The 14,717-nt window shown below is 62.9% G+C and carries 11 protein-coding genes; all 11 read left to right on the top strand.

From position 1 onward, the window contains the following. The coding region (locus tag VN419_RS10360) for a ribosomal protein L7/L12 (RefSeq protein WP_325647153.1) at window positions 1-147 on the top strand (147 nt) is incomplete at its 5' end. A gap of 345 nt (window positions 148-492) precedes the next feature. Then, window positions 493-4,596 carry a DNA-directed RNA polymerase subunit beta gene (gene rpoB / locus VN419_RS10355; protein WP_325647152.1) on the top strand — a complete coding sequence of 1,368 codons (4,104 nt, stop codon included), beginning with the start codon at window positions 493-495 and terminating at the stop codon, window positions 4,594-4,596. 100 nt (window positions 4,597-4,696) lie between these two features. Beyond that, window positions 4,697-8,854, top strand: a complete 4,158-nt coding sequence (rpoC, locus tag VN419_RS10350; RefSeq protein ID WP_325647151.1) for a DNA-directed RNA polymerase subunit beta' — start codon at window positions 4,697-4,699, stop codon at window positions 8,852-8,854. A gap of 162 nt (window positions 8,855-9,016) precedes the next feature. Continuing rightward, window positions 9,017-9,388 carry a 30S ribosomal protein S12 gene (rpsL, locus tag VN419_RS10345; RefSeq protein WP_089271667.1) on the top strand — a complete coding sequence of 124 codons (372 nt, stop codon included), beginning with the start codon at window positions 9,017-9,019 and terminating at the stop codon, window positions 9,386-9,388. Window positions 9,389-9,410: 22 nt separating this feature from the next. Continuing rightward, a complete protein-coding gene (rpsG, locus tag VN419_RS10340) occupies window positions 9,411-9,881 on the top strand; it encodes a 30S ribosomal protein S7 (protein ID WP_325647150.1) in 471 nt (156 codons plus the stop codon). 17 nt (window positions 9,882-9,898) lie between these two features. Beyond that, entirely contained in the window at window positions 9,899-11,977 is a 2,079-nt protein-coding gene (gene fusA, locus VN419_RS10335; RefSeq protein WP_325647149.1) for an elongation factor G, read from the top strand. Between the two features lie 206 nt (window positions 11,978-12,183). Further along, on the top strand, window positions 12,184-12,501 hold the full coding sequence (rpsJ, locus tag VN419_RS10330; protein WP_325647148.1) for a 30S ribosomal protein S10: 318 nt from the start codon (window positions 12,184-12,186) through the stop codon (window positions 12,499-12,501). Window positions 12,502-12,514: 13 nt separating this feature from the next. Further along, complete coding sequence (rplC, locus tag VN419_RS10325) at window positions 12,515-13,147, top strand: 50S ribosomal protein L3 (protein ID WP_325647147.1); 633 nt, start codon at window positions 12,515-12,517, stop codon at window positions 13,145-13,147. Window positions 13,148-13,158: 11 nt separating this feature from the next. Then, complete coding sequence (rplD, locus tag VN419_RS10320) at window positions 13,159-13,779, top strand: 50S ribosomal protein L4 (RefSeq protein ID WP_325647146.1); 621 nt, start codon at window positions 13,159-13,161, stop codon at window positions 13,777-13,779. A 1-nt stretch (window position 13,780) separates the two neighbouring features. Beyond that, a complete protein-coding gene (rplW, locus tag VN419_RS10315) occupies window positions 13,781-14,071 on the top strand; it encodes a 50S ribosomal protein L23 (protein ID WP_325647145.1) in 291 nt (96 codons plus the stop codon). A gap of 2 nt (window positions 14,072-14,073) precedes the next feature. Continuing rightward, on the top strand, window positions 14,074-14,717 hold a 644-nt coding region (gene rplB, locus VN419_RS10310), incomplete at its 3' end, for a 50S ribosomal protein L2 (RefSeq protein ID WP_325647144.1).

The following is a 14,717-nucleotide window of genomic DNA, read 5'->3' as shown; positions in this document are numbered from 1 at the left end:
CGCGCCCTCACCGGCCTGGGCCTGAAGGAAGCCAAAGACAAGGTCGACGGCGCTCCCCAGACCATCAAGGAAGGCGTGAGCAAGGCTGACGCCGAAGCTGCCAAGAAGGACCTCACCGAAGCCGGCGCCGTCGTCGAGGTGAAGTAGTTTTTGACCAGACTTTGAGATATACCGGGCGGAGGACGCACCCCCTCGGGGATGCGTCCTCCGCTCCGTCTCTCTTTTATGACGCCCGTTGCCGCCATTGGCGGTGCGGGTTGAGTTGCGCCGGAAGGTCCGCGTGCAACTGGAGCCGCAGCTGTAACAGCGCGATCCAAAACAGGAATTTTTCCCACCCCCCTGCGGAGATCTGATTCCATTTGGGGACATTTAGACGTGACGCAACGTGACCCGCATTTTTGGACCGGGACCTGAAATTTGCCCAAGGACGCTTTGCGCCCGGGGCTTAGCTATTTCCCGTGAACACCAACCGTCTCGCTCGATGAGGTGACAATGGCCCAACTCACCAAACATTTCGGTAAGATCGCCAACAGCCTGCCCATTCCGCATCTGTTGGAGCTTCAGGTGGACTCCTACCTGAAATTCCTGCAGCGCGACGAACCACCGGCTAGCCGCGCCGATCTCGGCCTTGAGGCCGTGTTCCGTTCCGTGTTCCCCATAGAAGACTTCAACCGCACCGCCAGCCTGGAGTACGTGAGCTACGTCATCCAGGACCCCAAGTATGACGAGGACGAGTGCCTGGCCAAGGGACTCACCTTTGAGGCTCCGTTGCGCCTCATCGTGCGCCTGGTGGTCTTCGACGTGGACGAGGAGTCCGGCAGCCGCACCATTCGCGACATCAAAGAGCAGGACATCTATTTCGGCACCCTGCCGCTGATGACCGACAAGGGCACCTTCATCATCAACGGCACCGAGCGCGTCATCGTCAACCAGCTGCAGCGCTCGCCCGGCATCATCTTCGAGCACGACTCGGGCAAGACGCACTCCAGCCGCAAGGTTCTGTACTCCTGCCGCATCATCCCCATGCGCGGCTCCTGGCTGGACTTCGACTTCGACCACAAGGACATCCTGTATGTCCGCATCGACCGCCGCCGGAAGATGCCCGCGACCATCCTGTTCAAGGCCATGGGCATGACCAAGGCCGACATCCTGGACTACTTCTACGACCACGAAGAGTATCTCTTCGACGGCGAGCGCGTGCTGCGCAAGGTCCGCGAGGATCAGTACCGCAAGGAAGACGCCTACGTCGACATTGAGCTCTCCGATGGCAAGGTGCTCGTCAAGAAGGGCCGGCCCATCACCAAGGGCTCGTGGCGCAAGATGATCAAAGACGGCGTCACCGCCATCGAAGTCGCCGCCGATGCGCTGCTTGGCCAGTACCTGGCCCACGACATCGTCGACGCGAACACCGGCGAGGTCATCGCCGAGGCTTCCCAGGAAGTCTCCGCCGATCTCATCGAGCGCATCCGCGCCCAGGGCGTGCACGAGATCAGCGTGCTGTTCACCAAGGGCATGGACGTGTCTTCGTCCATGCGCGACACCCTGGCCGCCGACAAGACCACGGACCTGGCCAGCGCGCAGATCGAGATTTACCGCCGCCTGCGCCCCAGCTCCCCGCCGACCGCTGAAATCGCGGCCAGCTTCTTCGAGAACCTGTTCCGCAATGCGGACTACTACGATCTGTCCACGGTTGGCCGCTACAAGCTGAACACCCGCATGGACATCAAGGAATCCCTTGAGCTGCGCACCCTGACCAACGAGGACATCCTCAAGGCCGTGAAGGTGCTGGTGAAGCTGAAGGACTCCCACGGCCCGGCCGACGACATCGACCACCTGGGCAACCGCCGCGTGCGCCCCGTGGGCGAGCTGGTGGAAAACCAGTACCGCATCGGCCTTGTCCGCATGGAGCGCGCCATCAAGGAGCGCATGAGCCTGCAGGAAGTGTCCACGCTCATGCCCCACGACCTCATCAATCCCAAGCCCGTGGCCGCGGTGCTGAAGGAGTTCTTCGGAACCTCCCAGCTCTCGCAGTTCATGGACCAGACCAACGCCCTGTCGGAAGTGACGCACAAGCGCCGCCTCTCGGCCCTGGGACCCGGCGGCCTGACCCGCGAGCGCGCGGGCTTCGAGGTGCGCGACGTGCACACTTCGCACTACGGCCGCATCTGCCCCATTGAAACTCCCGAAGGACCGAACATCGGTCTTATCGTGTCCTTGACCACCTACGCCCGCGTCAACGACTACGGCTTCATCGAGACCCCGTTCCGCGTTGTCCAGGATGGCCGCGCTGGCGACGAGATCGTGTGGATGGACGCCAGCCGCGAGGCCGGCGAAGCGGTGGCCCAGGCCAGCCTGGAGCTGGACGAGGACAACCGCATCATCCCGGCCCTGGTGCAGGCGCGCCAGGCGGGCGATCCCAACTTCGTGCCCAAGGAACAGGTCACGCTCATGGACATCAGTCCGAGCCAGATCGTGTCCATCTCCGCGGCGCTCATTCCCTTCCTGGAGCATGACGACGCCAACCGCGCGCTCATGGGCTCCAACATGCAGCGTCAGGCCGTGCCTCTGCTCAAGTGCGACGTGCCCCTGGTGGGCACCGGCATGGAAGGCGTGGTGGCCAGAGACTCCGGCGCGTGCATCCTGGCCAAGGGCGACGGCGTGGTCCACTTCGCCGACGCCGAACGCCTCATCGTGAACTACGACGAGGCCGTGGCCCCCAACACCGGCGGTACCCTGCACTACGAACTGCAGAAGTGGCACAAGTCGAACCAGAACTCCTGCTTCGGCCAGCGTCCCTGCGTGCAGACCGGCCAGCGCGTGAAGAAGGGCGAGGTCATGGCCGACGGCCCCGGCATCCGCGATGGCGAGCTGGCCCTGGGCAAGAACCTCCTGGTGGCCTTCACCCCTTGGTGCGGCTATAACTACGAAGACTCCATCCTCATCAGCGAACGCGTGGTGAAGGAGGACGTCTACACCTCGGTGCACATCGAAGAGTTCGAGGTTGTCGCCCGCGACACCAAGCTCGGACCCGAGGAAATCACCCGCGACATCCCGAACGTCTCCGAGGAGATGCTGCGCAACCTTGACGACTGCGGCATCATCCGCCTGGGCGCCAAGGTCATGCCCGACGACATCCTGGTGGGCAAGATCACCCCTAAGGGCGAAACCCAGCTGACCCCGGAAGAGAAGCTCCTGCGCGCCATCTTCGGCGACAAGGCGCGCGACGTGAAGAACACGTCCCTGAAAGTACCGCCTGGAATCGAGGGCACTGTTGTCGACGTCAAGGTCTTCAACCGCCGCTCCGGCGAGAAGGACGACCGCACCATCGCCATCGAGCAGGGCGCGCTGTCCGACTTCGACATGAAGGAAATGAAGCACGTGGCCGCGCTCACCGACAACGTGCGCGAACGCATCTGGGCCGTGTGCGAGAACAAGCAGGTGGCGCAGCCCCTTATGGGCAAGAAGAAGGGCGAAGTGCTCATCGATGCCGGCCGCCCGCTGACCCGCGAGGCCCTTGAAGAACTGCCCATCAAGAAGCTGGCCGGCATGTTCTCGTCCAAGGACGTGAACGACGCCATCAAGGGCATCCTGAACGACTACGACCGCCAGATCAAGTTCATCAAGGCCGTCTACGACAACAAGCGCGAGAAGGTCACCGAGGGCGACGATCTGCCGCCGGGCGTGATCAAGATGGTCAAGGTCTACGTCGCCGTGAAGCGCAAGCTTTCCGTGGGCGACAAGATGGCCGGCCGTCACGGCAACAAGGGCGTCGTGTCCTGCATCCTGCCCGAGGAGGACATGCCCTTCTTCGCCGACGGCACCCCCATGGACATTGTGCTGAACCCGCTGGGCGTGCCTTCGCGCATGAACATCGGCCAGATCATGGAGACCCACCTTGGCTGGGCCGCCCGCGAACTGGGCGCGCAGATCGCCAACATGGTGGAAAGCGGCGAGGCCATGGCCCAGGTCCGCAAGGACATCAACGCCGTGTTCGGCTCCAAGGAGATCGAGGACCTCATCGCCAGCCTGGACGACGAGGAACTGAAGAAGCTCGCCAAGACCGTGCGCCACGGCATCATCACCAAGACCCCGGTGTTCGACGGCGCGGACGAGTCCGAGATCTGGGGCTGGCTGCAGCACGCCGGTCTGCCCGACGACGGCAAGATCACCCTGTATGACGGCCGCACCGGCGAACCCTTCCACAACCGGGTCACCGTGGGCGTCATGTACATGCTGAAGCTGCACCACCTGGTTGACGAAAAGATCCACGCGCGTTCCACCGGCCCATACAGCCTGGTGACGCAGCAGCCTCTGGGCGGCAAGGCCCAGTTCGGCGGCCAGCGTCTGGGCGAAATGGAAGTGTGGGCGCTTGAAGCCTACGGCGCCGCGTACCTGCTGCAGGAGTTCCTCACGGTCAAGAGCGACGACGTCTCCGGCCGTGTGAAAATGTACGAGAAAATAGTCAAGGGCGACAACTTCCTGGAGGCCGGCCTGCCCGAGTCCTTCAACGTGCTCATCAAGGAGCTCATGTCGCTGGGCCTGGATGTGAACCTGATCCAGGACGAGAAGAAAAAGCCGGTCAGACGGCCGCAGTAGGGCAGGGGGGACTCCTCCCGTCCCCCTGCACCCTGACCGTTGACTGGCGGCCCGCCCTGGCGGGCCAAAAAGGGAACTCTCAAACTTACGAGGGAACTTCATGACCTTGGACGAACTGTTCACCCAGCGTGGAGCGCCGAGCCTGGGCATTGCCGGCCGCAATCTCAAGGCTATCCAGATATCCATCGCCTCTCCCGAGAAAATCCGGGAGTGGAGCTTCGGCGAAGTCAAAAAGCCGGAGACCATAAACTACCGCACCTTCAAGCCGGAGCGCGACGGCCTGTTCTGCGCCAAGATCTTCGGTCCCGTGAAGGACTATGAGTGCAATTGCGGCAAGTACAAGCGCATGAAGCACCGCGGCATCGTGTGCGAAAAGTGCGGCGTCGAGGTCATCGCCTCCAAGGTCCGCCGCGAGCGCATGGGGCACATCGAACTGGCTGCGCCCGTTGCACACATCTGGTTCCTCAAGACCCTGCCCTCCAAGATCGGCACCCTGCTCGACATCACCATGGCCGACCTGGAGAAGGTGCTGTACTTCGACTCGTACATCGTCCTCGATCCGGGCGACACGAGCCTGAAGCGCCTGCAGGTGCTGGGCGAAGACCAGTACCTCCAGGTCATCGACCACTATGGCGAAGACGTGGTGAAGGTGGGCATGGGCGCGGAAACCGTGCGCAAGCTGCTTGAGGCCATCAACCTTGAGGAACTGCGCGCCACCCTGCGCGAAGAGTCCGCCACCACGCGCTCCCAGACCAAGAAGAAGAAGCTTACCAAGCGCCTCAAGATCGTGGAGGCCTTCATCGATTCCGGCAACAAGCCGGAGTGGATGGTCATGGAAGTGGTGCCGGTCATCCCGCCCGAGCTGCGCCCCCTGGTGCCGCTGGACGGCGGCCGCTTCGCCACCTCCGACCTGAACGACCTGTACCGCCGCGTCATCAACCGCAACAACCGTCTGAAGCGGTTGCTTGAGCTTGGCGCGCCGGACATCATCATCCGCAATGAAAAGCGCATGTTGCAGGAGGCTGTCGACGCCCTGTTCGACAACGGCCGCCGCGGCCGCGCCATCACCGGCACCAACGGCCGCCCGCTGAAGTCCCTGTCCGACATGATCAAGGGCAAGCAGGGCCGCTTCCGTCAGAACCTGCTCGGCAAGCGCGTCGACTACTCCGGCCGTTCGGTCATCGTCGTGGGCCCGAACCTGAAGCTGCACCAGTGCGGCCTGCCCAAGAAGATGGCCCTCGAGCTGTTCAAGCCCTTCATCTACTCCGAGCTTGAGAAGCGCGAGATCGCCACCACCATCAAGAGCGCCAAGAAGATGGTCGAGCGCGAGGATCTGGTGGTGTGGGACATCCTGGAAGATGTGGTGCGCGAGTACCCCATCCTCCTGAACCGCGCCCCGACCCTGCACAGGCTCGGCATCCAGGCCTTTGAGCCCCTGCTCGTCGAAGGCAAGGCCATCCAGCTGCATCCGCTCGTCTGCGCCGCGTACAACGCGGACTTCGACGGTGACCAGATGGCCGTGCACGTGCCCCTGTCCGTTGAGGCGCAGATCGAATGCCGCGTGCTCATGATGAGCTCGAACAACATTCTCTCGCCCGCCAACGGCTCGCCCGTCATCAATCCCAGCCAGGACATCGTTCTTGGCCTGTATTACCTGACCACGGCCCGCAGCTTTGAAAAGGGCGAGGGCATGATCTTCACCGAGGCGTGGGAAGTCATCGCCGCGCACCACTCCGGCCACCTGGGGCTGCATGCCCGCATCAAGTGCCGCGTTCGCGGCGTGCTGACCGAGACCACCTGCGGCCGCATCATCGCCGGCGAGCTTCTGCCCGACAACCTGGGCTTCGAGAACGTCAACCTGGTGCTGAACAAGAAGAACATCGGCCGCCTGGTCACCATGGCCTACCGCACCGCGGGCACCAAGGCCACGGTCATCCTGTGCGACAAGCTCAAAAGCCTGGGCTACGAGTACGCCACCCGCGCCGGCATCACCATCGGCGTGAAGGACTTGAAGATCCCGGACAAGAAGCCCGCGCTCATCGCCGCGGCGCAGCAGGAAGTCGAGGACATTGAAGGACAGTACCGCGAGGGTATCATCACCCGCACGGAAAAGTACAACAAGGTCGTCGACGTGTGGACCAAGACCACCAACGAGGTTTCCCTTCAGATGATGGAGGAGATCTCGCGCGATACGGTCATCGACGCCAAGACCGGCGAGGCCGAGGTCAACGCGAGCTTCAACCCCATCTACATGATGGCCACCTCCGGCGCCCGAGGCAACCAGGACCAGATGCGCCAGCTGGCCGGCATGCGCGGCCTGATGGCCAAGCCCTCCGGCGAAATCATCGAAACGCCCATCACCGCGAGCTTCCGCGAGGGCCTTTCGGTTCTGCAGTACTTCAACTCCACCCACGGCGCTCGTAAGGGTCTCGCGGATACGGCGCTCAAAACCGCCAACTCCGGTTACCTCACCCGCCGCCTGGTTGACGTCGTCCAGGACGTGACCGTCAGCGAAATTGACTGCGGCACCGTGGACGGCCTGGAGCTGACCCACTACATCAAGGACGGCGAGATCAAGCAGCGCCTGGCCGAGCGCGTCCTTGGCCGCACCACCATGTTCCCCGTGTTCGACGAGGACACCGGCGAACTCATCGTGGAAGGCAACACGCTCATCGACGAAGTCATCGCCGAGCGCATCGACCAGTCCGGCATCGGCTCCATCACCATCCGTTCGGGCCTCACCTGCAAGAGCCCCATCGGCGTGTGCGCGGCCTGCTACGGCCGCGACCTGGCGCGCGGGCACATCGTCAACGTGGGCGAGACCGTCGGCATCATCGCGGCGCAGTCCATCGGCGAGCCCGGCACCCAGCTGACCATGCGCACCTTCCACATCGGCGGCACGGCCTCGCGCGAAATCGAGCAGTCCAGCGTCGAAGCCCAGCACAACGGCCGCATCGTGTTCTCGCGCATGAGAAACGTCACCAACTCCGAAGGCCAGACCATGGTCCTCGGCAAGAGCTGTCAGGTCGGCGTGGTCGACGAACAGGGCCGCGAGCGCGAGAAGTACACCCTGCCTTCCGGCGCGCGCCTGCTCGTCACCGAGGGCCAGGAGATCCGCAAGGGCCAGCAGATCGCTGAATGGGACCCGTTCAACGAGCCGTTCATCGCGGACGTCAACGGTATCGTCCACTTCCGCGACATCATCGAAGGCAAGACGTACCAGGAACGCGTTGACGACATGACGCAGCGCGCCACGTACACCATCATCGAGTACCGCACCACCAACTTCAAGCCCATGCTCTCCATCACGGACGAGAAGGGCAACGTGGTGCCCCGCCCGGGCAGCGCGCTGAAGGCGGAGTTCCCCATGCCCGTCGGCGCCATCCTGATGATCAAGGACGGCGATGAGATCAAGGCCGGTGACATCGTCGCCCGCCGCCCGCGCGAATCCTCGAAGACCAAGGACATCGTCGGCGGTCTGCCGCGCGTCGCCGAGCTCTTCGAAGTGCGCAAGCCCAAGGACCAGGCCGTGGTGTCGGAAATCGACGGCATCGTGACCTTCGGCTCTGAGAGCAAGGGCAAGCGCAAGATCGTGGTCGTGCCGGAAACGGGCGAAAGCAAGGAGTACTTGATCCCCAAGGGCAAGCACATCACCGTCCAGGAAGGCGACTTCGTGGAGGCGGGCGACCTGCTCACGGAAGGCTACCCCGAACTGCACGACATCCTGAAGATCAAGGGCGAGAAGCACCTTGCCCGCTACCTGGTGGAAGAGATCCAGAACGTCTACCGGGTGCAGAGCGTTAACATCAATGACAAGCACATCGAGATCATCGTTCGTCAGATGCTGAAGAAAGTCAGCATCATCGATCCGGGCGACACCACCTTCCTCATCGGCGAGCAGGTGGACAAGGTCCGGTTCATGGAGGAGAACAGGGAAGTCGTCGGCAAGGGCGGCGCTCCGGCCACGGCCGAAACGCTGGTCCTGGGCATCACCCAGGCCTCGCTGTCGACGGACTCCTTCATCTCCGCGGCGTCTTTCCAGGAGACCACCAAGGTGCTCACCGAGGCTTCGCTCTCGGGCAAGAGCGACTCCCTGCGCGGCCTCAAGGAAAACGTCATCGTTGGACGTCTCATCCCGGCGGGTACGGGCTATCGCCAGTACGCCGACGCCGAGATTTCCGTGCCCGATCAGCCGGAGCGCCCGGACAAGTTCCTGGAGGACTTGGAGGACGATCCGCTGCTTATTGAACCGATTTAAATTGCCGCCTTGGCGGCGCAAAACACACTCAGGGCGGGGCCTGCACAGGTTCCCGCCCATTTTCCCCGCTATCGGGGAAGTGGCGAGGGGCTTGACAACAGGCCGCTTCCGGCATAAGAGCGGTCCTCTTGCATTGTATTTTTGTAATTTCTCGGAGGGTTCATGCCTACTATCAGCCAGTTGATCCGCAAGTCGCGCAAACAGATCGGCAAGCGCAAAAAGACCCCGGCTCTGCTCGAATGCCCGCAGCGCCGTGGCGTGTGCACCCGCGTGTACACCACCACGCCCAAGAAGCCGAACTCGGCCTTGCGTAAGGTCGCCCGTGTGCGCCTGACCAACGGCATCGAGGTCACCGCGTACATCCCCGGCGAGGGTCACAACCTTCAGGAGCACTCGGTCGTGCTCATCCGCGGCGGCCGCGTGAAGGACCTTCCCGGTGTCCGTTACCACATCATCCGCGGCACGCTCGACACCGCCGGCGTCTCTGATCGCCGCCAGGGTCGTTCCAAGTACGGCGCCAAGCGCCCGAAGTAACGCGAAGGGAAGGAGAGAACTCATGCCCCGCAAAGGTCCCGTCACCAAGCGTCAGGTTCTGCCTGATCCGGTTTACGGCAGCCGCATGGCCGCCAAGTTCATCAACCGCCTCATGTTCGACGGCAAGAAGAGCACCGCTGAGCGCATCTTCTACGAAGCCCTCGAGGTGCTGGGCGAAAAGAGCAAGGAAGACGCCATCCGCGCCTTCGAAAAGGCTCTGGACAATGTCCGCCCCCACACCGAGGTGAAGAGCCGCCGCGTTGGCGGCGCCACCTATCAGGTTCCCATGGAAGTGCGCCCCGACCGTCAGAGCGCGCTCGCCATCCGCTGGGTCATCAGCTACTCCCGCGGACGCGGTGAGAAGGGCATGGTCGACCGTCTGTCTGGCGAGCTGCTGGACGCCTTCAACAATCGCGGCGGCGCCGTGAAGAAGAAGGAAGAAACCCACAAGATGGCCGAGGCGAACAAGGCCTTTGCCCACTACCGCTGGTAGTCACGGAGAGAGCACACGTGTCCAAAGTCGTCCCCAGCGAGAGGCAGCGCAACATCGGCATCATGGCCCACATTGATGCCGGTAAGACCACTACCACAGAGCGCATCCTCTATTATACCGGCGTGTCCCACAAGATCGGCGAAGTCCATGACGGCAACGCCACCATGGACTGGATGGTGCAGGAGCAAGAGCGCGGCATCACCATCACCAGTGCTGCCACCACGTGCTTCTGGCGCGATCACCGCATCAACATCATCGATACCCCGGGTCACGTCGACTTCACCATGGAAGTGGAGCGCTCCCTTCGCGTGCTCGACGGCGCCGTGGCCGTGTTCGACGCGGTGGCCGGCGTTGAGCCCCAGTCGGAAACCGTCTGGCGCCAGGCTGACCGCTACAACGTCCCGCGTATCGCCTTCGTGAACAAGATGGACCGTGTCGGCGCGGATTATTTCCGCTGCGTCGACATGATCAAGACCCGCCTGGGCGCCAAGCCGGTGCCCCTGCACATCCCCATCGGTTCCGAGGACTCCTATAACGGCATGGTGGACCTGGTGCGCGGCAACGCCATCGTGTACACCGGCGCCCCGGCCGACAAGGGCACCGCCTTCGACGTTGTCGAAGTGCCCGCCGATCTGAAGGCCAAGTACGAAGAGCTCCGCAAGGTCATGCTCGAGGCCGTGGTCGAAGAAGACGAAGCCCTGATGGAGAAGTATCTCGGCGGTGAGGAACTCACCGTGGACGAGATCATCCTGGGCATCCGCAAGGCCACCATCGCCATGAAGATCTGCCCGGTCCTGTGCGGCACCGCGTTCCGCAACAAGGGCGTGCAGTCCCTGCTCGACGCCGTCATCGACTTCATGCCTTCCCCGCTGGACATTCCGGCCATGGTCGGCAGCAGCCCCGATAACGAGGAAGAGAAGATCGAGTGCCCCTGCGACGACACCAAGCCGCTGGCCGCCCTCGCCTTCAAGCTCATGACCGACCCCTTCGTCGGTCACCTGACCTTCCTGCGCATCTACTCCGGCCGCATTGAATCCGGCGCCACCGTGGTCAACGCGGGTAATGGCAAGAAGGAGCGCATCGGCCGTCTCTTGAAGATGCACGCCAACAAGCGTGAGGAGATCAAAGAGGCCCTGGCCGGTGACATCGTCGCCGCCGTCGGCCTCAAGAGCGTCTCCACCGGCGACACCCTGGCCGACCTGCGCGCCCCGGTGATCCTGGAGTCCCTGGACATCCCGGAACCGGTCATCGAGGTCGCCATCGAGCCCAAGACCAAGGCCGACCGCGATCTGCTCTCCCAGAGCCTGGCCAAGCTGACCAAGGAAGACCCCTCGTTCCGCGTCAAGGGCAACGAGGAGACCGGTCAGACCCTCATCGCCGGCATGGGCGAGCTGCACCTGGAAATCATCGTTGACCGCCTCCTGCGCGAGTTCAACGTCAACGCCAACGTGGGCGCGCCCCGCGTGGCATACCGCGAGACCATCACCAAGCCTGCCAAGTGCGACATGAAGTACGCGAAGCAGACCGGTGGCCGCGGCCAGTACGCCCACGTCGTCATCGAAGTCGAGCCCAACCCGGCGGGCGGCTACGTGTTCGAGGACGAGATCAAGGGTGGCCTGATTCCGAAGGAATACATCGCCCCGGTCAGCCGCGGCATCGAAGATGCCTTGAAGAACGGCGTTCAGGCCGGCTTCCCGGCTGTCGATGTCAAGGTCAAGCTGGTGCACGGCTCCTTCCACGAAGTCGACTCCAGCGAGCAGGCCTTCTACGTGGCTGGCTCCATGGCCATCAAGGAAGCCGCCAAGAAGGCCGGTCCGGTCCTGCTCGAGCCCATCATGAGCGTCGAAGTCGTCACCCCGGAGGAATACCTGGGCGACGTCATGGGCGACCTGAACGGCCGCCGTGGTCGCGTCAGCAACCTCGAAGCCCGTGTGAGCTCCCAGGTCATCCGCGCCCAGGTGCCCCTGTCCAGCATGTTTGGCTACGCCACGGACCTGCGTTCGCGCACCCAGGGTCGCGCCACCTTCACCATGCAGTTCGATCACTACGAGCAGGTGCCGAACAGCATCGCCGAAGAGATCGTGAAGAAGAAATAAGCTGTTTGATGCCGCGCTCCGCTTTTCCCCTTGACAGGGGAGGAGCGGAGCGCGTAAGGCATCCTTCCGCTGTTTAAAAATATCCGGGGGACGTCCCCGGGCAATTCTGTCTAGAACCAACTAACCCCCAGCATTTCCGCAGAGCCGAAGGCGCATGGGTGCCAACGGCGAGGGGCCCACAAGCCCCCGGAAACGAAGGAGAGTTTATGGCTGCGATGACGAGCGACCGTATTCGGATCAAGCTCAAGGCCTACGATTACCGCATTTTGGACAAAGCGGTGACGGAAATCGTCGATACCGCCCGGAACACCGGTGCGGCTATCGCCGGGCCTGTGCCCCTCCCCACCAACATCCACAAGACCACTGTCCAGCGCTCCGTTCACGTCGACAAGAAGTCCCGTGAGCAGTTCGAGATCCGCATTCACAAGCGCCTCTTGGATATCCTGGAGCCCACCCAGCAGACCGTCGACGCCCTCGGCAAGCTTTCGCTTCCCGCTGGCGTTGACGTTGAGATCAAGCTGTAGGGAGGTGCGGGATATGGCAAAAACTCTCGGACTTCTCGGACGCAAACTCGGCATGACGCGGGTCTTCGCTGATGACGGCACCATCGTGCCCGTCACGCTTATTTCCGCTGGCCCCTGCCCGGTTCTCCAGGTCAAGACCTCGGAGAAAGAGGGCTACAACGCCCTGCAGGTCGGCTTCGACGCCGTTCCCGAGCGCAAGCTCAACAAGCCGGAACTCGGACATCAGTCCAAGGCCGGTAAAGGCTGCTTCCGCCACCTGAAGGAATTCCCCCTTGACGCCGTGGACGGCTACGAAGTCGGCCAGGACATCACTGTGGACATCTTCCAGCCCGGCGAGAAGGTGAAGGTCACCGGCACCTCCAAGGGCAAGGGCTTTCAGGGCGTCATGAAGCGCTACAACTTCAAGGGCCTCAAGGCCTCCCACGGCGCGGAGAAGGTTCACCGCTCCGCCGGTTCCGTGGGCACGAACACCGAGCCTTCGCGCGTTTTCAAGGGCAAGAAGATGGCCGGACACATGGGCGACGAGCGCGTCACCCTGCCGAGCGTCGAGATCGTTGATGTCCGCCCTGAGGAGAACATCATCGTGGTCAAGGGCCAGGTGCCCGGCTGCAAAAACGGCTTGGTCATGATCCGCAAGGCCGGGTAGGGGAAATACACATGGCAACCATTACCGTGTTCGACCAGATGAAGAAGGAAGTGGGCAGTCTCGATCTGTCCCCGGAGATCTTCGAGGTGGAAGTCCGCCCCGAGATCCTGCACTTCGTTGTGCGTGCGCAGCTGGCCGCCAAGCGCGTCGGCACCCACGCCGTCAAAACCCGCGCCTACGTTTCCGGCGGCGGCAAGAAGCCCTGGAAGCAGAAGGGCACGGGTCACGCCCGCGCCGGTTCCAACCGCTCGCCCGTGTGGCGCGGCGGCGCGATCATCTTCGGCCCCCAGCCCCGCAGCTACGAGTTCAAGGTGAACCGCAAGGTGCGCCGCCTGGCTCTGAAGATGGCCCTGACCTCTCGGCTTCTTGAGGACAACCTCCTGGTGCTCAAGGGCATCGACCTGCCGGAGATCAAGACTAAGCGTTTCGCCGAAGTGGCCAAGGCCCTCGGATTGGAAAAGGCCTTGATTGTTTTTAAGGAAGCGGATAATAACCTGCTTCTTTCAGCGCGCAACCTGCCCGGCATCAAGCTGCTTCCGGCTGACAAACTCAACGCATACGATGTGTTGCTGTACCCGAAGCTGGTCATGCTCGAGAGCGCGGCTGTTTCCGTTCAGGAGAGGTTGAAGTAGTATGGACTACACGAAAATCATCATCCGGCCCGTCATCACTGAGAAGGCCAACCTCGCGAAGGAATACCTCAATCAGGTTTCCTTTGTTGTCGCGCCCAGCGCCAACAAGATCGAGGTCAAGCGCGCCGTTGAGGCCGCTTTCGGCGTCCATGTCGAGGCTGTGAATATCGTCCGCAGGCGCCCCTCCCGCCGACTCCGCCATGGGCGGACCATCGGCAAGGTGGCGGGCTACAAGAAGGCCTTCGTCACCCTGGCAGAGGGCGACAAAATCGAGTTCTTCGAGGGAGTCTAGCCATGTCCATCCGTAAGGTAAAACCCACTTCGGCTGGACGCCGCTTCCAGACCATCTCCACGTTTGAGGAAATCACCCGGAGCACCTCCGAGCCTTCCCTTACCGTTGGTCTTTCGAAGAAGTCCGGTCGCAACCACTTTGGCCGCATCACCTCCCGCCGTCGCGGCGGTGGGCACAAGCGCTCGTACCGCATCATCGACTTCCGTCGCGACAAGACCGGCATCCCGGCCAAGGTCGCCTTCGTGGAGTACGATCCGAACCGCAGCGCGCGCATCGCCCTTCTGCACTACGCAGACGGCGAGAAGCGCTACATCCTGTCTCCCCTTGGCCTCAAGGTGGGTGACAACATCCTGGCCGGCGACACCGCCGACATCAAGCCCGGCAACGCGCTCACCCTGTCCCGCATTCCCGTGGGCACCGTGATCCACAATGTCGAGCTGCACCCCGGCCGTGGCGGCCAGTTCTGCCGCGCTGCCGGCGCCTACGCCCAGCTGGTGGCCAAGGAGGGCGCTTACGCCCTGCTGCGCCTGCCTTCGGGCGAGGTCCGCAAGGTGCTGTCCCACTGCATGGCCACCGTCGGCCAGGTGGGCAACATCCACCACGAGAAAGTCGCCCTGGGCAAGGCCGGCCGCAACCGCTGGATGGG

Origin of the sequence: Humidesulfovibrio sp., from assembly GCF_035560995.1 — a bacterium.
Classification (GTDB): domain Bacteria; phylum Desulfobacterota; class Desulfovibrionia; order Desulfovibrionales; family Desulfovibrionaceae; genus Humidesulfovibrio.
The sequence above is the reverse complement of the archived record's forward strand: the minus strand, read 5'-3'. Positions and strand labels throughout refer to the sequence as shown.